We start from the raw sequence: 19,280 nt of genomic DNA on the forward strand, positions 1-19,280 counted from the left end.
CCGACCCGTCACCTCCCATCCCCCGAAGGGACATCAACGATGATGCGACGACGTACCACCCTGCTCACCGGCTGCACCGCGCTCGCCCTGGCCCTCGGCGCCACCGCCTGCGGCGGCGGACCGGTCTCGGCCGGCGGCGGCGACAAGGCGCTCAGCGGCCAGACCGTCACCGTGGCCGGCGTCTGGACCGGCAGCGAACAGAAGAACTTCCAGAAGGTGCTGGACGCCTTCACCGCGAAGACCGGCGCCAAGACGCAGTTCATCTCCACCGGCGACAACGTCTCCACCGTCGTCGGCAGCAAGATCGAGGGCGGCAACGCGCCCGACGTCGTGATGGTCCCGCAGGTCGGCGTCCTCGACCAGTTCGCGAAGAAGGGCTGGCTCAAGCCGCTGTCGCCGGCCGCCCGGCAGACGGTCACCGCCGACTACGCGCCCGTGTGGAAGAAGTACGGCAGCGTCGACGGCACCCTGTACGGCCTGTACTTCAAGGCCGCCCACAAGTCGACCGTCTGGTACAGCCCCGACGCCCTCACCCAGGCCGGGGTCAAGCCGCCGAAGACGTACGACGAGATGCTGAAGGCCGGGCACACCGTCTCCGACTCCGGCCTCGCCGCCTTCGCCGTCGGCGGTGAGGACGGCTGGACCCTCACCGACTGGTTCGAGAACGTCTACCTCTCCCAGGCCGGACCCCAGAAGTACGACGCCCTCGCCGCGCACAAGCTGAAGTGGACCGACCCGTCCGTCGTCAAGGCGCTCACCACGCTCGGCAAGCTGTTCAAGGACAAGCAGCTCGTCGCCGGAGGCCAGAAGGAGGCCCTGAACACCGACTTCCCGGGCTCGGTGGAGAAGGTCTTCGGACCCAAGCCCGAGGCCGGCATGGTGTTCGAGGGCGACTTCGTGGCCGGCGTCGCGCACGACCAGTTCGGCAAGGCGATCGGCAAGGACGCGAACTTCTTCCCGTTCCCGGCGGTCGACGGCGGCACCGCACCGGTGGTCAGCGGCGGTGACGCGGCCGTCGTCCTCAAGGACGGCAAGAACACCAAGGCCGGCATGAAGCTCCTGGAGTACCTCGCCACGCCCGAGGCCGCGGCCGTCTGGGCGAAGGCGGGCGGCTTCCTGTCCCCGAACAAGAGGCTCGACCTCTCGGCGTACGGCGACGCCGTCACCCGCGCCACCGCCAAGTCCCTGGTGGGCGCCGGTGATTCGGTCCGCTTCGACATGTCCGACCAGGCTCCGGCGGCCTTCGGCGGCACCAAGGGGGCCGGCGAATGGAAGCTGCTGCAGGACTTCCTGCGCGACCCGTCCGACCCGAAGGGCACCGCGGCGAAGCTGGAAGCCGCGGCGGCCAAGGCCTACCAGGGCTGAGCGGCAGCACCATGACCGCCACCACTGTCGAGAAACAGCAGGCGGGCCCGCGGGCCGCCACCGGCCCGGCGCCCGTGCGCCGCGGCCGGCGGCGTGCCCGGCTGGTCGCCCTGCTCTTCGTCTTCCCCGCGCTGCTCCTGCTCGGCGCGCTCGTCGTCTACCCGGTGCTGTTCTCCGTCGGCCGCAGCTTCTTCGACGCCTCCGGCACCCGGTTCGTGGGCGGCGACAACTACGCCGAGATGTTCCGCGACCCGGCGACCCTGAAGGCCATCCGCAACACCACCATCTGGGTGGTCGTGGCCCCGGCCCTGCTCACCGGCCTCGGCCTGATCCTGGCCGTCCTGGTGGAGAAGGTCCGCTGGGCCACGGCGTTCAAGCTGCTGCTCTTCATGCCGATGGCGGTGTCCTTCCTCGCCGCCGGCATCATCTTCCGGCTCGCCTACGACCAGGACCCGAACAAGGGCGTGCTCAACGCGGCTGTCGTCTCCGTCCACGACGCCTTCCAGGGCACGTCGTCGTATCCGACGGCCCGGAGCCGCCAGGGCCTGCTGACCCAGGACAAGGACGGTTCCTGGAGTACGACCGCCAGCGCCGGCCACTCGCTGGCGCTCCCGATGGTCGGCGTCCTGCCCAAGGACCTGCCCAAGGGAGCCGGGCCCGCTGACGCGGCGGCCTCCCGCAAGGCCGCACCCGGCGAACTGCGCGGTGTCGTCTACCTGGACTTCACCCCCGGCGGGGGCGGCAGGCAGGGCAAGGTCGACCCGAAGGAGAGCGGGCTGCCCGGCATGAAGGTCGAGGCGGTGCGGGACGGCGCCACGGTCGCGAGCACGACGACCGCGGCCGACGGCTCCTTCCGCCTCTCCGGACTGCACGCGGGCCCGTACACGGTGAGACTCCCCGAGTCCAACTTCGCGCCGCCCTACCAGGGCGTCTCCTGGCTCGGACCGACCCTCGTCACCCCGGCGATCATCGGCGCGTACCTGTGGATCTGGACCGGCTTCGCCATGGTCCTGATCGGCGCGGGCCTGTCCACACTGCCCCGGGACGCGCTGGAAGCGGCCCGGATGGACGGCGCGAACGAGTGGCAGATCTTCCGCCGGATCACGGTCCCCCTGCTCGCACCCGTGCTCACCGTGGTCTTCGTGACCCTCGTGATCAATGTGATGAAGGTCTTCGACCTCGTCTACATCATCGCGCCCGGACCCGTGCAGGAGGACGCCACCGTCCTCGCCACCCAGATGTGGCTCGTGTCCTTCGGCGGCGGCAACAACCAGGGCCTCGGCAGCGCCCTCGGCGTGCTGCTCCTGCTCCTGGTGATCCCCGCGATGGTCTTCAACGTCCGCCGCTTCCGCAGCAGTCAACGATGAGGAGTCAGCGATGAACGCCCTACGGCGCTCCCTGGGCAACGGTCTCGTCCAGGCCGTCCTCGTCGTCGTCGGCCTGGCCTGGCTGACCCCGCTCGCGGGACTGTTCCTGTCCTCTCTGCGCTCCGCGCAGGACACCGCCAAGGGCGGCTGGTGGACGGCCCTGGCGAGCCCCGGCCAGCTGTCCTTCGCCAACTACGCGGCGCTGCTGAAGAACTCCGGGATGACGCAGGCCTTCTGGAACACGGTCCTGATCTCGGTGCCGGCCACCACCCTCGTCGTGGTGATCGCCGCCCTCGCCGGATACGCCTTCGCCTGGCTGGACTTCCCGCTGCGCGAGCCGCTCTTCCTGCTGGTGGTGGCCCTGTTGGTGGTGCCGGTCCAGATCGGTCTGCTGCCGGTGGCCAAACTCTTCGGCGCGCTGGGCCTGTTCGGCACGATCCCCGGTGTCGTCCTGTTCCACGTGGCGTACGGGCTGCCGTTCGCGGTGTTCCTGCTGCGCAACTACTTCGCGGAGATGCCGAAGGAGATGCTGGAGGCGGCGCGGATGGACGGCGGCAGCGAGTGGCGCATCTTCACGCGCCTGGTCCTGCCGGTGGGCCGGCCCGCGATCGCCTCGCTCGCGATCTTCCAGTTCCTCTGGGTCTGGAACGACATGCTGGTCGCCCTGCTCTTCGCCGACAGCTCCTCCCAGCCGCTGACCGTGGAACTCCAGTCCCAGATCCGGCAGTTCGGCAGCAACATCGACGTCCTGGCGCCGGGCGCGTTCCTGTCCCTGATCGTGCCGGTGGTGGTGTTCTTCGCGTTCCAGCGGCACTTCGTGCAGGGCGTGATGGCGGGGTCGGTGAAATGAGCGACGGCGGGAACCGGAGTTCCCGCCGTCCGCTGTTCCAGGTACGTCTGTTCCAGGTAGTTCGAGCCTCAGGGCGACGCGGGCGGATACAGCGACCGCGGCAGCTGCGAAGCCGCGGCCGCGTCCAGCAGCCACAGGGTGCGGGCACGGCCGTACGCGCCCGCCGCCGGTGCCTGGATCTCACCGGCACCCGACAGGGCGATGGCCGCGGCCTCCGCCTTGTCCTCACCGGCCGCGAGCAGCCAGACCTCGCGGGCCGACCGGATCGCCGGAAGGGTCAGGCTGATCCGGGTCGGCGGCGGCTTGGGCGCGCCGCGCACGCCGACCACCGTGCGCTCGGTCTCCCGTACGGCCGGCAGCTCCGGGAAGAGCGAGGCCACATGGGTGTCCGGGCCGACGCCCAGCATCAGGACGTCGAAGGTGGGTACCGAGCCGTGGTTCTCGGGCCCGGCCGCCTTCGCCAGCTCCGCCGCGTACGCCTCGGCCGCCGCGTCGACGTCCGTGCCGTGGGGGCCGTCGGAGGCGGGCATGGCGTGCACGCGCTCCGGGTCCAGCGGGACCGAGTCGAGCAGGGCCTCGCGGGCCTGCGTGACATTGCGCTCCGGGTCGCCCTCGGGGAGATAGCGCTCGTCGCCCCACCACAGGTCGAGACGGCCCCAGTCGATGGCGTCCCGCGCGGGCGCCGCCGCCAGCGCGGCCAGCAGGCCGTTGCCGTTGCGGCCGCCCGTGAGGACCACGGACGCGGTGCCCCGGGAGGCCTGCGCGTCCACGATCTTCGTGATCAGGCGGGCCGCGGCGGCCTGCGCCATCAGTTCCTTGTCGCGGTGGACGACCAGCTGCGGAGTGCTCACTTCGCCGCCGCCTTCCTCGCCGGTGCCTTCTTCGCGGTCTTGGCCGCGGCCTTCTTTGCCGGAGCCTTGGCCACTTCCTCTTCGGGCTCGGGCTCGGGCTCGGCCACCGGCTCCCGAACGGACTGCTCCGGGACCGTGTTCAGCCGCTCCACGCCATAGCGCAGCGCCGACGCGTAGGTGTCGTCCGGGTCGAGCCGGCGCAGCTCCTCCGCGATCAGCTCGGCGGTCTCCCGCCGTTTCAGCGCCACCGCGCGGGCCGGCTGGCCCTCGATGGACAGCGTGGCCAGCGAACCGTCCGCCCGGTCCAGCACGATCGGACCGCAGTCGGTGTCCATGCGCACGGCGGTGAGGCCCGGGCCCGAGGACAGCGAGCGCTTCACCGGCACGTCCAGCCGGTCCGCGAGCCACATCGCCAGCAGCTCACAGCTCGGGTTGAACTCCTCGCCCTCCACCTCGACGGCCTTCACCTCACAGACCACCTGGTCCAGGGCCGCCGCGAGCATCGAACGCCACGGCGTGATCCGGGTCCAGGACAGGTCGGTGTCGCCGGGCGTGTAGGCCGCGGCGCGGGCGGACAGCTCCCGCACCGGCTGCTCGGCGGCGTAGGTGTCGGTGACCCGGCGCTGGGCGAGCGCGCCCAGCGGGTCCTTCGCCGGCTCCAGCGGGGCGTTCACCGGCCACCACACGACGACGGGCGCGTCCGGCAGCAGCAGCGGCAGTACGACCGAGTCGGCGTGGCCGGCGACCTCGCCGTACAGCCGCAGGACCACCGTCTCGCCGGTGCCCGCGTCCGCGCCCACCCGCACCTCGGCGTCCAGCCGCGAGGTGGTGCGGTCGCGCGGCGAGCGGGAGACCCGCTTGATGACCACCAGCGTGCGCGAGGGGTGCTCGCGCGAGGCGTCGTTGGCGGCCTTCAGGGCGTCGTAGGCGTTCTCCTCGTCGGTGACGATGACGAGGGTGAGGACCATGCCGACGGCGGGGGTGCCGATGGCGCGGCGGCCCCGCACGAGCGCCTTGTTGATGTCGCCGGCGGTGGTGTCGGTCAGGTCTATCTTCATGGCCGGCGCCAGCTCCGTCCGTCTCGTGCGAGCATCTCGTCCGCCTCGGCGGGGCCCCAGGTGCCCGACTTGTACTGCGCGGGCCTGCCGTGCTTGTCCCAGTACTCCTCGATCGGGTCGAGGATCTTCCAGGACAGCTCGACCTCCTCCGTGCGCGGGAAGAGGTTGGCGTCGCCGAGCAGCACGTCGAGGATCAGCCGCTCGTACGCCTCCGGGCTGGACTCCGTGAACGACTCGCCGTAGGCGAAGTCCATGGAGACGTCCCGGATCTCCATCGAGGTGCCCGGCACCTTCGAGCCGAAGCGGACCGTCACGCCCTCGTCGGGCTGGACGCGGATGACGATCGCGTTCTGGCCCAGCTCCTCCGTCGCCGTGGTGTCGAAGGGGGAGTGCGGGGCCCGCTGGAAGACGACGGCGATCTCCGTCACGCGGCGGCCGAGGCGCTTGCCGGTGCGCAGATAGAAGGGGACGCCCGCCCAGCGGCGGTTGTCGATCTCCAGCTTGATCGCCGCGTAGGTGTCGGTCTTCGACTTGGGGTCGATGCCCTCCTCTTCGAGGTAGCCGATGACCTTCTCGCCGCCCTGCCAGCCGCCCGCGTACTGCCCGCGCACGGTGCTGCGGCCCAGGTCCCTGGGCAGCCGTACCGCGCCGAGCACCTTCTCCTTCTCCGCGGCCAGCGCGTCCGCGCCGAAGGAGGCGGGCTCCTCCATGGCCGTGAGGGCCATCAGCTGGAGCAGGTGGTTCTGGATGACGTCACGGGCGGCGCCGATGCCGTCGTAGTAACCGGCGCGACCGCCGATGCCGATGTCCTCGGCCATGGTGATCTGCACATGGTCCACGAACGACCGGTTCCAGATCGGCTCGAACATCTGGTTGGCGAACCGCAGCGCCAGGATGTTCTGGACGGTCTCCTTGCCGAGGTAGTGGTCGATCCGGAAGACCTGGTCCGACGAGAACACCTCGTGCACGACCTTGTTCAGCTCCTCGGCCGACTTCAGGTCGTGGCCGAACGGCTTCTCGATGACCGCGCGCCGCCAGGAACCGCCCGACTGGTCGGCCAGCCCGTGCTTCTTCAGCTGCTGGATGACCACCGGGAAGGAGCGCGGCGGCACCGACAGGTAGAAGGCGAAGTTGCCGCCCGTCCCCTGCGCCTTGTCCAGCTCCTCGATGGTGGCGCGCAGCCGGTCGAAGGCGTCGTCGTCGTCGAAGGTGCCCTGGACGAAGCGCATCCCCTGGATGAGCTGCTGCCAGACCTCCTCACGGAACGGTGTGCGCGAGTGCTCCTTCACCGCGTCGTGCACGACCTCGGCGAAGTCCTCGTGCTCCCAGTCGCGGCGGGCGAAGCCCACCAGCGAGAAGCCCGGCGGCAGCAGACCCCGGTTGGCGAGGTCGTACACCGCGGGCATCAGCTTCTTGCGCGACAGGTCGCCCGTGACACCGAAGATGACCAGACCGGACGGCCCCGCGATCCGCGGGAGCCGTCGGTCGGCCGGGTCACGAAGCGGGTTCGCTCCGGAACCGGAAAGGGGTGACAAGTCAGCCCTCCGTAGGGGCGAGGCGCTCAAGCTCCGCCTGGGTGGACTTCAGCAGGTCGTTCCAGGACGCCTCGAACTTCTCGACGCCCTCGTCCTCCAGCACCTGCACGACGTCGTCGTACGAGACGCCGAGCCTCTCCAGCGCGTCCAGGTCGGCACGCGCCTGCTCATAGGTGCCGGCGACGGTGTCACCGGTGATCTCGCCGTGGTCCTCGGTGGCCTCCAGCGTGGCCTCCGGCATGGTGTTGACCGTGTTCGGGGCGACCAGCTCGGTGACGTACAGCGTGTCCGGGTACGCCGGGTCCTTCACACCGGTCGACGCCCACAGCGGACGCTGCTTGTTGGCGCCCGCGTTCTCCAGCGCGCTCCAGCGGTCCGAGGAGAAGACCTCCTCGTACGCCTGGTAGGCGAGGCGGGCGTTGGCGACGGCGGCCTTGCCGCGCAGCGCCTTGGCCTCGTCGGTGCCGATCCCGTTCAGGCGCTTGTCGATCTCGGTGTCCACGCGGGACACGAAGAACGACGCCACGGAGTGGATCTTCGACAGGTCCAGGCCGCGCTCCTTGGCCTTCTCCAGGCCGGAGAGGTAGGCGTCCATGACGGCCCGGTACCGCTCCAGGGAGAAGATCAGGGTGACGTTGACGCTGATGCCGTGACCGATCGTGGAGGCGATCGCCGGCAGGCCCGCCCGGGTGGCCGGGATCTTGATCAGGGTGTTCGGGCGGTCGACGAGCCAGGCGAGCTGCTTGGCCTCGGCGACGGTCGCCTTCTCGTTGTGCGCCAGGCGCGGGTCGACCTCGATGGAGACCCGGCCGTCCTTGCCGCCGGTGGCGTCGAAGACCGGGCGCAGGATGTCGGCGGCGTCGCGGACGTCCGCCGTGGTGATCATGCGGATGGCCTCTTCGACGGTGACCTTGCGGGCGGCGAGGTCCGACAGCTGCTGCTCGTAGCCGTCGCCGGCGGAGATCGCCTTCTGGAAGATCGTCGGGTTGGTGGTGACGCCCACGACGTGCTGCTGGTCGATCAGCTCGGCGAGGTTGCCGGACGTGATCCGCTTGCGCGACAGGTCGTCCAGCCAGATCGCGACGCCTTCCTCGGAGAGGCGCTTGAGTGCGTCTGTCATGGAATTACATCTCCTACGTGTCGTATATGAGCGTCAGCGCTGGGCGGCGGTGAGGGATTCCCGGGCCTTGGCGGCCACGTTCTCCGCAGTGAAACCGAACTCGCGGAAGAGGAGCTTGCCGTCGGCGGAAGCACCGAAGTGCTCCAGGGAAACGATGCGGCCGGCATCCCCCACGTACTTGTGCCAGGTCAGCCCGATACCAGCCTCCACGGCGACCCGGGCCTTGACGGACGGCGGCAGCACGGAGTCCCGGTACCCCTGGTCCTGCTGCTCGAACCACTCGACCGACGGCATGGACACGACCCGCGTGGGCACGCCCTCGGCCTGCAGCTGCTCGCGCGCCTCGACGGCCACGTGCACCTCGGAACCGGTGGCGATCAGGATGACCTGCGGCTCGCCGCCTTCCGCCTCGAACAGCACGTAGCCACCGCGCGCGGCGTCCTCGTTGGGCTCGTAGGTCGGCACGCCCTGACGGGTCAGCGCCAGGCCGTGCGGCTGGCCCTTGCCGAACTCCTTGGTGTAGCGCTTGAGGATCTCGCGCCAGGCGATCGCGGTCTCGTTGGCGTCGGCCGGGCGGACGATGTTCAGGCCGGGGATGGCGCGCAGCGAGGCCAGGTGCTCGACCGGCTGGTGGGTGGGGCCGTCCTCGCCCAGACCGATGGAGTCGTGCGTCCACACGTACGTCACCGGCAGGTGCATCAGGGCCGACAGGCGCACGGCGTTGCGCATGTAGTCGGAGAAGACGAGGAAGGTGCCGCCGTAGATCCGGGTGTTCCCGTGCAGGGCGATGCCGTTCATCTCGGCGCCCATGGAGTGCTCACGGATGCCGTAGTGGATCGTGCGCCCGTACGGGTTGGCCTCGGGCAGCGGGTTGCCCTCGGGCAGGAAGGAGCTGTCCTTGTCGATGGTGGTGTTGTTCGACCCGGCCAGGTCGGCGGAGCCGCCCCACAGCTCGGGGATCACCGCGCCCAGCGCCTGCAGCACCTTGCCGGAGGCGGCACGCGTGGCGATGCCCTTGCCGGGCTCGAAGACCGGGATCTTCTCCTCCCAGCCGGTGGGCAGCTCACCCGCGCTGATGCGGTCGAACTCCGCCGCGCGCTCCGGGTTGGCGTCCCGCCACAGCTGCAGGGACTTCTCCCACTCGGCCTTCGCCTGGGCACCGCGCTCCAGGGCCTTGCGGGTGTGGCCGATCACCTCGTCGGAGACCTCGAAGGTCTGCTCCGGGTCGAAGCCGAGCACGCGCTTGGTGGCCGCGACCTCCTCCTCGCCCAGCGCCGAGCCGTGCGCGGCCTCGGTGTTCTGCGCGTTCGGGGCGGGCCAGGCGATGATGGAGCGCATCGCGATGAAGGACGGCCGGTCGGTGACGGCCTTCGCCTCCTGGATCGCGGCGTGGATCGCGGCCGGGTCCAGGTCACCGTTGGCCTGGGCCTCCACCCGCTGCACGTGCCAGCCGTACGCCTCGTACCGCTTGACCGTGTCCTCGGAGACGGCCGTCTCCGTGTCGCCCTCGATCGAGATGTGGTTGTCGTCCCACAGCAGGATCAGATTGCCCAGCTTCTGGTGCCCGGCCAGCGAGGAGGCCTCGGCGGAGATGCCCTCCTGCAGGCAGCCGTCACCGGCGATGCAGTAGACGAAGTGGTCGAACGGCGACTCACCGGCCGGCGCGTCCGGGTCGAACAGGCCGCGCTCGTAGCGGGCGGCCATCGCCATGCCCACCGCGTTGGCGACACCCTGCCCGAGCGGGCCGGTGGTGGTCTCCACGCCCTTGGTGTGCCCGTACTCCGGGTGGCCCGGGGTCTTCGAACCCCAGGTCCGGAAGGCCTTCAGGTCCTCCAGCTCCAGGCCGAAACCGGCCAGGTACAGCTGGGTGTACAGCGTCAGGGACGAGTGGCCGGCGGACAGCACGAAGCGGTCGCGCCCCACCCACTCCGGATCGGCCGGGTCGTGCCGCATCACCTTCTGGAAGAGGGTGTAGGCGGCCGGAGCCAGGCTCATCGCCGTACCGGGATGGCCGTTGCCGACCTTCTGTACGGCGTCGGCGGCCAGGACGCGGGCGGTGTCCACGGCCCGCTGGTCCAGCTCGGTCCACTCAAGGTCTGTGGTGGTCGGCTTGGTGCTCACCCTGGGTCAGGGCTCCTCTCCACATGTCGGTCGCCGGTCTTCGGGGCATGCCCCCACCCGGCCGCCGGCGGGCTTGGCGCCCACCGGCCGCTGACGAGCCTACCCCCGTAAGGACGTGCGTTTTTTCGAGTGTTTCCAGACTGCCGGGAGTCCGTACGATCCGCCTCCCGACTGGCCGAGCGCCGCATTCGGCACATGAATACGCACGCTGACATCTGAGCGCTCAACCGAGTGGTGGGACCTCTCTTATGGGGCCCCTCTCATGGGGGCCGCCAACACGACCCCACCCCCGCGAAGGCCGGGGTATGGGCAACGTCTAAAGTGGCGTGGTACGCGCGAGCCTTTACCGGGACTTCACACGGGGAGGCTTGCTGGGATGTCTCTGTCAGGGGTGTGCGTGACGGCCGTCGAATCCCGTCCTGGGGGCACCTCCCAGGCCCTTAAGGCACTGGGGGAGGGCGAGCTGGGTGGCGCGAGCCAGGGCCCGGTGCACCGGCCGTTCGGGGCCCGTGTCAAGGCGTTCGTGGCTCTGACCAAGCCGCGGATCATCGAGCTGCTGCTCATCACCACCGTTCCGGTGATGTTCCTGGCGCAGCGGGGCGTGCCGGACCTCAAGCTGGTCCTGCTCACCTGCGTCGGCGGCTACCTCTCCGCGGGCGGCGCCAACGCGCTCAACATGTACATCGACCGGGACATCGACGCCCTGATGGACCGCACCTCGCAGCGGCCGCTGGTCACCGGCATGGTCAGCCCGCCCGAGTGCCTGGCCTTCGGCATCACCCTGGCGGTCGTCTCGACGCTGCTGTTCGGGCTCACCGTCAACTGGCTGTCCGCCTGGCTCTCCCTCGGCGCCCTCCTCTTCTACGTCGTCGTCTACACGATGATCCTCAAGCGGCGTACGTCGCAGAACATCGTGTGGGGCGGCATCGCCGGCTGCCTCCCGGTACTCATCGGCTGGTCCTCGGTCACGAACTCGATGTCCTGGGCGCCGGTCATCCTCTTCCTCGTCATGTTCTTCTGGACGCCGCCGCACTACTGGCCGCTGTCCATGAAGGTCAAGGAGGACTACGCGCGCGTGGGCGTGCCGATGCTCCCGGTCATCGCCTCCAACAAGGTCGTCGCCCGCCAGATCGTCATCTACAGCTGGGTGATGGTCCTGGTCTCCCTGCTCCTCACCCCGCTCGGCTACACCGGCTGGTTCTACACGGTGGTCGCCCTCGCGGCCGGCGGCTTCTGGCTGTGGGAGGCGCACGGGCTGCAGAACCGGGCGAAGGCCGAGGTGACGGGCGCGAAGCTCAAGGAAATGCGGCTCTTCCACTGGTCGATCACCTATGTGTCGATCCTGTTCGTCGCGGTCGCGGTGGACCCGTTCCTGCGCTGACCTGTTCCTGCGCTGGCCTCCGCCGGGCGTACGTCACACGGGCCTGCTCTCGCCAGTCGATCTACTCGTGAGTAGCATCCTGGTCATGGCAGACACGCAGCAGGTTGACCCGAAGGCCGAGCGCAGGGCGGCGAAGCTCGCCCACCAGATCAGCACCTTCGCCAAGGCCCACGGCGGCGCCGAGGGCCAGGTGGCCCACATCGGCGAACGCGGCGCCCGCATCGTGCTCGTCGGCGAGGACGGCGGCTGGGGGGACCTGGTGGCACCCAGCACGGAGATCGCCGAGCAGGCGGTCGCGAAGTCCGGCATCACCGTCCACGAGTCGTTCGACGGCGAGTTCGCGGCGAAGGTGACGACGGGGTCGTACGAGTGGAAGAGGATGGCGGGCATCCAGATCGGCGGCTAGCCCGGGCGGTGCTGGTGCGCCGACCGCCGGTCCGCTGGCTGCTCGCGCAGTTCCCCGCGCCCCTTTGGGTCGGCTGCCGCCACCTGAACTCGGTTCACCCGTTAGGACGGGTAAGGCAGCACAGCGCGTCCTCTACGGGGAGCCTCGGATGATCGAAACGCCGTCCCTCGTGGACCAGTACTGCCACGGCGTACTGCGGACGGAACTGGGCCTCGGCACCTTCGAGGCCCAGCTGGCCCGCACCGAGGGCCCTCCCGCACCCGGCACCACCCTCTTCGACACCCAGACGGGCTTCGCCGTACGACGCTGGTGCCCGCCCCTGCTCGGCCTGGAACCGCACTGCCCGCCCGCCCGCTATCTGGCCCGGCGCCGGGAGCTGGGCGTCCTGGAAACGGGCCGCAGGCTGCTGCGCGGCAGCGGCATCACCACGTACCTGGTCGACACCGGTCTGCCCGGCGATCTCACCGGCCCCGCCGAGATGGCCTGCGACGGCGGCGCCGAGGCCCGCGAGATCGTCCGGCTGGAGCTGCTCGCGGAGCAGGTCGCGGACACCTCCGGCACCGTCGAGTCCTTCCTCGCCAACCTCGCCGAGTCCGTGCACGGCGCGGCCGCGCACGCCGTCGCCTTCACCTCCGTCGCGGGCCTCAGACACGGCCTGGCCCTCGCGCCCGAGCCGCCGGGACCGGGGGAGGTACGGGGCGCGGCGGGCCGCTGGCTGGCCGGCCGGCGGGTCGGCGGCGCGCTCACCGATCCCGTACTGCTGCGGCACCTGCTGTGGATCGCCGTCGCCTCGGGGCTGCCGCTGCAGCTGCACGCCGGGCTCGGCGAGCCGGGCTCCCGCATCGACCGCACCGACCCCGTGCTGCTCACCGACTTCGTCCGGGCCACGGCCGGCCTCGGCACCGACCTGATCCTGCTGCACGGCTATCCGTACCACCGGCACGCCGCCCATCTGGCCGGGGTCTTCCCGCACGTCTACGCCGACTCCGGCGCCGCCCTCGTGCGGACCGGCGCCCGTGCGTCCACGGTCCTCGCCGAGATCCTGGAGCTGGCCCCCTTCGGCAAGATCCTCTTCTCCACCGGCGCCCATGGCCTGCCCGAGCTGCACGTCGTCGGCGCCCGCCTCTTCCGCGAGGCCCTGAACCGGATCCTGGGCACCTGGGTCGCCGACGGCGCCTGGTCGCTGGAGGACGCCCAGCGGGTGGCCCGGATGGTCGCGGCGGACAACGCGCGCCGGGTGTACGGGCTGGGCTGAGCGCCGGGAGGACGGGCCGAGCGGCCGGCGGCCGCTACGCGCGCGTGCCCACCGTCACCTCGGCCGAGGGGCCGGGCAGGTCGAGGGCGGCCTCCGGGCGTTCGCGGAGCGACAGCAGGACCCGCAGGGCGCCGATCCACACCAGGCAGGAGCCGAACATGTGCAGCGCGACCAGCACCCCGGGCAGGTGGGTGAAGTACTGCACGTAACCGATCACGCCCTGAGCGAGCAGGATCAGGAACAGTTCGCGCGTGCGCGCCAGCGGCCCCTTCGGCGCGTCCACGGCCTTCAGCACGAACCACAGGGCGAACGTCAGCGTCACCACGATCCACGCGAGCACCGCGTGCAGCTTGGCCACGGTCTCCCAGTCGACGGGGATCCGCTTGACCTCGCTGGAGTCACCCGCGTGCGGACCGGCACCGGTCACCGCCGTGCCGGCGACGATGAGCAGCAGGGACGCGGCCACCAGGAACCACACCAGCTGCTGCACGGCCTTGCCGACCAGCGGCCGGGCCGCTCCGTCGCCCTCGCGGGTGCGCTGCCACATCACCGCGGCGACCGCCACCAGAGCCGTCGCCGACAGGAAGTGGACCGCGACGGTGTACGGGTTGAGGCCCACCAGCACCACGATGCCGCCGATGACCGCGTTGCTCATCACCAGCCAGAACTGCGCCCAGCCCAGCCGGGTCAGGCTGCGCCGGTACGGCTTCTCGGAGCGCGCGGCGATGATCGCCCAGCCGACCGCGGCGCACAGCACGTACGTCAGCATCCGGTTGCCGAACTCGATCGCGCTGTGGTAGCTCAGCGCGTTCGTCGGCGTGAGCGAGCCGTCGGTGCACTCGGGCCAGGTCGGGCAGCCGAGGCCCGAGGCGGTCAACCGGACGACACCGCCGGTGACGACGATGACCACCGCCATCACGAGGGCGGAGAGAGCCGCCCGCTGGACGGTCCGGGGCCGCGGGGTCCAGCGGTCGGCGATGAAGGCGAGCGGATTGCGCAGAGCCGCTACGGCGTCGGCGGGGTTCAGCTTGGGCACGCCCCCCATCGTAGGCCGCCGCTTGTGCACGCTTTCACGAGGGTCCCGTGACGGCTCACTCCCAGCGGAAGAACTTTCCCGCGGCCGCCAGAGCGACGACCGCCCACACCGCCAGAATCCCCAGGTCGCCCCAGGGCACCCCGGCCCCGTGCTGGAGCACGTCCCGCAGGCCGCCCGAGAGCGCGGAGATCGGCAGCAGGCCCAGCACGTGCTGGGCGGCCGGACCGAACTTCTCCAGCGGCACGATGACGCCGCCGCCGACGAGCAGCAGCAGGAAGACCAGGTTGGCGGCGGCCAGGGTCGCCTCCGCCTTGAGCGTGCCCGCCATCAGCAGCCCGAGCCCGGAGAAGGCGGCCGTACCGAGCACGAGGAGGAGCAGGACGGCGGCGGGGTTGCCGTGCGGGGACCAGCCCAGCGCGAAGGCGATCACCGTCAGCAGGACCACCTGGAGAACCTCGGTGACCAGCACGGACACCGTCTTCGCGGTCATCAGGCCCCAGCGGGGCAGCGGCGAGGAGGCGAGCCGCTTGAGCACGCCGTAGCGGCGCTCGAAGCCGGTCGCGATGGCCTGCCCGGTGAACGCCGTCGACATCACGGCCAGCGCCAGGATGCCGGGGGCCAGGAAGTCCACCGCCTCGCCCTTGCCGGTGTCCACGATGTCCACGGAGCTGAAGAGCACCAGCAGCAGCGTCGGGATGACGACCGTCAGCAGCAGTTGCTCGCCGTTGCGCAGCAGCATCTTCGTCTCCAGCGCCGCCTGCGCCGCGATCATGCGGGGGAGGGGCGCCGCACCCGGCTTCGGGGCGTACGTACCAACAGTCACGAGCGCAGCTCCTTGCCGGTCAGTTCCAGGAAGACGTCCTCCAGCGTGTGCCGCTCCACCGAGATGCGGTCCGGCATCACCCCGTGCTGGGCGCACCAGGAGGTCACGGTGGCCAGCAGCTGCGGGTCGACCTTGCCGACGACCCGGTAGCTGCCCGGGGTCAGCTCGGCGGCCGTGCAGTCGGCCGGGAGCGCCTTCAGCAGGGAGCCGACGTCGAGGCCGGGGCGGCCGGTGAAGCGCAGGGTGTTCTCCGCGCCGCCCTTGCACAGCTCCTCCGGGGAGCCCTGGGCGATGACCCGGCCGCCGTCGATGATCGCCACGTCGTCGGCGAGCTGCTCGGCCTCTTCCATGTAGTGCGTGGTGAGGATCACCGATACGCCGTCGGCGCGCAGGTCCTTCACCAGGTCCCAGGTGGCCCGGCGGGCCTGCGGGTCGAGGCCGGCCGTCGGCTCGTCCAGGAAGACCAGCTCCGGGCGCCCCACCACGGCCATGGCGAGCGCGAGCCGCTGCTGCTGGCCGCCGGACAGCCGCCGGTAGCCGGTCCGCCCGCAGCTGCCGAGACCCAGCCGCTCGATCAGCGCGTCCACGTCCAGCGGATGCGCGTGCAGCTTGGCGACATGCCGCAGCATCTCGTCGGCCCGCGCGCCGGAGTACACGCCGCCGGACTGGAGCATCACACCGATACGGGGACGCAGCTCGGCGGACTGGCGCACCGGGTCGAGGCCCAGGACGCGCACCGTGCCGGAATCCGGCTTCCGGTACCCCTCGCAGGTCTCGACCGTGGTCGTCTTCCCCGCCCCGTTGGGACCGAGTACGGCGGTCACACCCGCCCCGGCCACAAGGTCGAGGCCGTCCACCGCGGTCTTCGTGCCGTACCGCTTCACCAGGGCCTGTACCTGGACCACGGGCTCAGTTTGCATGAACCCAGAGTCTAGGGAGATGCCGGACCGCTCAGGCGCGGGGGTGGGAGATCTCCTCCCCACGGGGCCGGTGGACGGCCAGCCAGCGCTCGGCGTAGGCCACGGCGTCCGCCACCGGGAACAGCCGTACCCCGGCAGCGCCCACCGTCCCGCGCACGACCGGCCGGTCCCGCTCGAAGTCGTGGCCCAGTTCGTCGAACCGGTCCTCGTCGATCGACACCTCGACCACCGTCTCCCAGCCGCCCCCGGGCGCGGGCCGCCCGACCTCGACGAGCGGCGCGGGTATCCGGTACTCGGCCAGGTGGAAGGCGGTGCAGGAGCCGTATCCCGCGCCCAGCAGCAGCACCCGGGCCCCCAGCTTCTCCAGCCGCGCCAGTGGACTGCGCTCTCCCAGCCGGCAGTCGGGCGCGTGGCCGTCGGTGATGTCGTGCGCGTGCGGGCCGAGCGCGGCGAAGGAGGTCTGCGGGTGCGCGCTGCGCAGGGCGCCGGGCCAGGTCCGTACGGTCTCCGGGATCACGCCGACGCCCAGCGTGGGGGTGATCAGCGGGTCGTAGGCGGGCATCGTGGCGCGGATCCGGTCCCACCACTCCTCGGGCACCGGCGGGTTCGCCCACCCGGCCGGGTCGGACAGGTCACCGGACTGGGCCGGGACGACCAGCGTGCCCGACGGGCCGAGGGCGTCGAGAAGTCCCTGGACCACCGCGACGGCGCCTCCGTTGACCCAGCCGAGGGAACTGAGGGAGGAGTGCACGAGGAGGATCTCGCCGGACTCGACACCCAGCAGACGCAGCTGTGCGGCGATGGTGTCGCGGGTGACAAGAGGGCCGGTCGGAGGGGGTGCGGGCATGGTTCGCGAGTCTGGCCGACGGGCCCCTGCACCGCCAGTGATTTCCCTGCTCAGGACAGCGCCGGAGGACTGACCGGAGATCGTTTCCGCAGGTCAGATTAGGTATGCCTAAGTGACGCAGGGCACCGCTCGATGATCCGGACGGCGCTTGTCAGGCTCCGAAGAATTACGCAACAATGGCGTTGTGAAAAACGTCGGCGAGGCTCGGGAGGCTCCCCTGGGGGCCCCACAGGAGGAACTCGCGACCGGTGAGCGCTCCACGCGCAACCGTGTCGCGCGCTCCATCCTGGACCACGGCCCGTCGACCGTCGCCGAACTCGCCGGCCGGCTGGGACTGACCCAGGCGGCCGTCCGGCGTCACCTGGACGCACTCGTCGCGGAGAACGTCGTGGAGGCCCGCGAACAGCGCGTGTACGGCACGCGCACGCGTGGCCGCCCCGCCAAGGTCTTCGCGCTCACCGACTGCGGCCGCGACGCCTTCGACCAGTCGTACGACAAGCTCGCCGTGGACGCGCTCCGCTGGATCGCCGAGCAGGGGGGCGGCCCCGAGGCGGTCGCCGCCTTCGCCCGCGCCCGGATCGCCGCCCAGGCGAGCGCGTACCGCAAGGCGATCGAGGCCGTGACGCCCGACAAGCGCGCCGAAGCACTGGCCAAGGCCTTGAGCGTGGACGGGTACGCTGCTACGGCGCGCAGCGCACCGGTCGGCGAGCAGCTGTGCCAGCACCACTGCCCGGTCGCCCATGTCGCGGAGCAGTTTCCGCAGCTGTGCGAGGCGGAGACGGAGATCTTCGCAGAGCTGCTGGGTACCCACGTCCAGCGACTGGCGACCATCGCGCACGGCGACGGCGTCTGCACGACGTTCATCCCCAAGACATCCACTGACGCACCTGCAAGCACGGCCGGGAGGAACCCCGCATGACTCTCCCCACGGAGACTGCCCACCCCGAACTTGAGGGCCTGGGCAAGTACGAATACGGCTGGGCCGACTCCGACGTGGCCGGTGCCTCCGCCAGGCGTGGCCTGAACGAGGAGGTCGTCCGCGACATCTCCGGCAAGAAGTCGGAGCCGGAGTGGATGACCAAGCTGCGCCTGAAGGGCCTGAAGCTCTTCGAGAAGAAGCCGATGCCGAACTGGGGCTCCGACCTCTCGGGCATCGACTTCGACAACATCAAGTACTTCGTGCGCTCCACGGAGAAGCAGGCGGAGTCCTGGGAGGACCTGCCCGAGGACATCAAGAACACCTACGACAAGCTGGGCATCCCGGAGGCCGAGAAGCAGCGCCTGGTCGCCGGCGTCGCCGCCCAGTACGAGTCGGAGGTCGTCTACCACCAGATCCGCGAGGACCTGGAGGAGCAGGGTGTCATCTTCCTCGACACCGACACCGCCCTGAAGGAGCACCCGGAGCTCTTCAAGGAGTACTTCGGGACCGTCATCCCCGCCGGTGACAACAAGTTCGCGGCCCTGAACACCGCCGTGTGGTCGGGCGGCTCCTTCATCTACGTCCCCAAGGGCGTGCACGTCGAGATCCCGCTGCAGGCCTACTTCCGCATCAACACGGAGAACATGGGCCAGTTCGAGCGGACCCTGATCATCGTCGACGAGGGTGCCTACGTGCACTACGTCGAGGGCTGTACGGCCCCGATCTACAAGTCGGACTCGCTGCACTCCGCGGTCGTCGAGATCATCGTCAAGAAGAACGCCCGCTGCCGCTACACGACCATCCAGAACTGGTCGAACAACGTCTACAACCTGGTCACCAAGCGCGCCGTGGCCTACGAGGGCGCGACCATGGAGTGGATCGACGGCAACATCGGCTCCAAGGTGACGATGAAGTACCCGGCCGTCTACCTGATGGGCGAGCACGCCAAGGGCGAGACCCTGTCCATCGCCTTCGCGGGCGAGGGCCAGCACCAGGACGCCGGTTCCAAGATGGTCCACATGGCGCCGAACACCTCGTCCAACATCGTCTCCAAGTCGGTGGCGCGCGGCGGCGGCCGTACCTCCTACCGCGGCCTGGTCGAGATCGGCGAGGGTGCCCACGGCTCCAAGTCCAACGTGCTGTGTGACGCGCTGCTGGTCGACACCATCTCCCGCTCCGACACGTACCCCTACGTCGACGTCCGCGAGGACGACGTGTCCATGGGCCACGAGGCGACCGTCTCCAAGGTCTCCGAGGACCAGCTCTTCTACCTGATGAGCCGCGGTCTGTCCGAGTTCGAGGCGATGGCGATGATCGTGCGCGGCTTCGTCGAGCCGATCGCCAAGGAACTGCCCATGGAGTACGCGCTGGAACTCAACCGGCTGATCGAGCTGCAGATGGAGGGCGCGGTCGGCTAGGACCCGCC

The 19,280-nt window shown here is 70.5% G+C and carries 17 protein-coding genes; 8 read left to right on the forward strand and 9 right to left on the reverse strand.

Translation table 11 applies throughout. The annotated features are described in order from the left end of the window. The first annotated feature begins 39 nt into the window (after window positions 1-39). Genes ABT171_RS24790 through ABT171_RS24800 form a run of 3 tightly spaced genes read left to right on the forward strand, consistent with a single transcriptional unit; the run spans window position 40 to window position 3,582 of the window. Complete coding sequence (locus tag ABT171_RS24790; protein WP_351247307.1) at window positions 40-1,365, forward strand: ABC transporter substrate-binding protein; 1,326 nt, start codon at window positions 40-42, stop codon at window positions 1,363-1,365. Between the two features lie 11 nt (window positions 1,366-1,376). Next, entirely contained in the window at window positions 1,377-2,732 is a 1,356-nt protein-coding gene (locus tag ABT171_RS24795) for a carbohydrate ABC transporter permease (RefSeq protein WP_351247309.1), read from the forward strand. A gap of 10 nt (window positions 2,733-2,742) precedes the next feature. Further along, window positions 2,743-3,582 (forward strand): carbohydrate ABC transporter permease, encoded by an 840-nt coding sequence (locus ABT171_RS24800; protein ID WP_351247311.1) that lies wholly within the window; start codon window positions 2,743-2,745, stop codon window positions 3,580-3,582. Between the two features lie 68 nt (window positions 3,583-3,650). On the opposite strand, the gene pgl is transcribed toward ABT171_RS24800, so the two are convergent. Genes pgl through tkt form a run of 5 tightly spaced genes read right to left on the reverse strand, consistent with a single transcriptional unit; the run spans window position 3,651 to window position 10,267 of the window. Further along, on the reverse strand, window positions 3,651-4,433 hold the full coding sequence (gene pgl, locus ABT171_RS24805; RefSeq protein ID WP_351247313.1) for a 6-phosphogluconolactonase: 783 nt from the start codon (window positions 4,431-4,433) through the stop codon (window positions 3,651-3,653). Continuing rightward, entirely contained in the window at window positions 4,430-5,491 is a 1,062-nt protein-coding gene (opcA, locus tag ABT171_RS24810; protein WP_351247315.1) for a glucose-6-phosphate dehydrogenase assembly protein OpcA, read from the reverse strand. Before opcA ends, pgl begins: the two co-directional genes overlap by 4 nt. After that, window positions 5,488-7,026 carry a glucose-6-phosphate dehydrogenase gene (zwf, locus tag ABT171_RS24815; protein WP_351247317.1) on the reverse strand — a complete coding sequence of 513 codons (1,539 nt, stop codon included), beginning with the start codon at window positions 7,024-7,026 and terminating at the stop codon, window positions 5,488-5,490. Before zwf ends, opcA begins: the two co-directional genes overlap by 4 nt. A gap of 1 nt (window position 7,027) precedes the next feature. After that, on the reverse strand, window positions 7,028-8,146 hold the full coding sequence (tal, locus tag ABT171_RS24820) for a transaldolase (protein WP_351247319.1): 1,119 nt from the start codon (window positions 8,144-8,146) through the stop codon (window positions 7,028-7,030). A gap of 33 nt (window positions 8,147-8,179) precedes the next feature. Then, the gene (gene tkt, locus ABT171_RS24825) at window positions 8,180-10,267 is read right to left on the reverse strand and encodes a transketolase (RefSeq protein ID WP_351247321.1); all 2,088 of its coding nucleotides are present in this window, start codon (window positions 10,265-10,267) and stop codon (window positions 8,180-8,182) included. Window positions 10,268-10,658: 391 nt separating this feature from the next. Between tkt and ABT171_RS24830 the strand changes: the two genes are divergently transcribed. From ABT171_RS24830 to ABT171_RS24840, 3 genes are all read left to right on the forward strand, one after another. Beyond that, window positions 10,659-11,648 (forward strand): heme o synthase, encoded by a 990-nt coding sequence (locus ABT171_RS24830; protein WP_503076563.1) that lies wholly within the window; start codon window positions 10,659-10,661, stop codon window positions 11,646-11,648. Between the two features lie 85 nt (window positions 11,649-11,733). Further along, a complete protein-coding gene (locus ABT171_RS24835) occupies window positions 11,734-12,054 on the forward strand; it encodes a hypothetical protein (protein WP_351247323.1) in 321 nt (106 codons plus the stop codon). A 148-nt stretch (window positions 12,055-12,202) separates the two neighbouring features. Further along, complete coding sequence (locus ABT171_RS24840; RefSeq protein ID WP_351247325.1) at window positions 12,203-13,309, forward strand: amidohydrolase family protein; 1,107 nt, start codon at window positions 12,203-12,205, stop codon at window positions 13,307-13,309. Window positions 13,310-13,343: 34 nt separating this feature from the next. Here the strand turns inward: ABT171_RS24840 and ABT171_RS24845 are convergent, their stop codons facing one another. Genes ABT171_RS24845 through ABT171_RS24860 form a run of 4 tightly spaced genes read right to left on the reverse strand, consistent with a single transcriptional unit; the run spans window position 13,344 to window position 16,935 of the window. Beyond that, a complete protein-coding gene (locus ABT171_RS24845) occupies window positions 13,344-14,354 on the reverse strand; it encodes a COX15/CtaA family protein (protein WP_351247327.1) in 1,011 nt (336 codons plus the stop codon). Between the two features lie 46 nt (window positions 14,355-14,400). Next, on the reverse strand, window positions 14,401-15,117 hold the full coding sequence (locus tag ABT171_RS24850; RefSeq protein ID WP_351247580.1) for an ABC transporter permease: 717 nt from the start codon (window positions 15,115-15,117) through the stop codon (window positions 14,401-14,403). Between the two features lie 47 nt (window positions 15,118-15,164). Continuing rightward, window positions 15,165-16,088 carry an ABC transporter ATP-binding protein gene (locus tag ABT171_RS24855; protein ID WP_351247329.1) on the reverse strand — a complete coding sequence of 308 codons (924 nt, stop codon included), beginning with the start codon at window positions 16,086-16,088 and terminating at the stop codon, window positions 15,165-15,167. Window positions 16,089-16,119: 31 nt separating this feature from the next. Then, complete coding sequence (locus ABT171_RS24860) at window positions 16,120-16,935, reverse strand: AAC(3) family N-acetyltransferase (RefSeq protein ID WP_351247331.1); 816 nt, start codon at window positions 16,933-16,935, stop codon at window positions 16,120-16,122. 184 nt (window positions 16,936-17,119) lie between these two features. On the opposite strand from ABT171_RS24860, the gene ABT171_RS24865 reads away from it, so the two are divergent. Further along, a complete protein-coding gene (locus ABT171_RS24865) occupies window positions 17,120-17,854 on the forward strand; it encodes a helix-turn-helix transcriptional regulator (protein ID WP_351247333.1) in 735 nt (244 codons plus the stop codon). Beyond that, window positions 17,851-19,272 (forward strand): Fe-S cluster assembly protein SufB, encoded by a 1,422-nt coding sequence (gene sufB, locus ABT171_RS24870; RefSeq protein ID WP_023551622.1) that lies wholly within the window; start codon window positions 17,851-17,853, stop codon window positions 19,270-19,272. The genes ABT171_RS24865 and sufB overlap by 4 nt, the downstream gene beginning before the upstream one ends. The last annotated feature ends 8 nt before the right edge of the window (window positions 19,273-19,280 follow it).

Origin of the sequence: Streptomyces sp. NPDC001851 (assembly GCF_040297165.1) — a bacterium.
Lineage (GTDB): Bacteria > Actinomycetota > Actinomycetes > Streptomycetales > Streptomycetaceae > Streptomyces.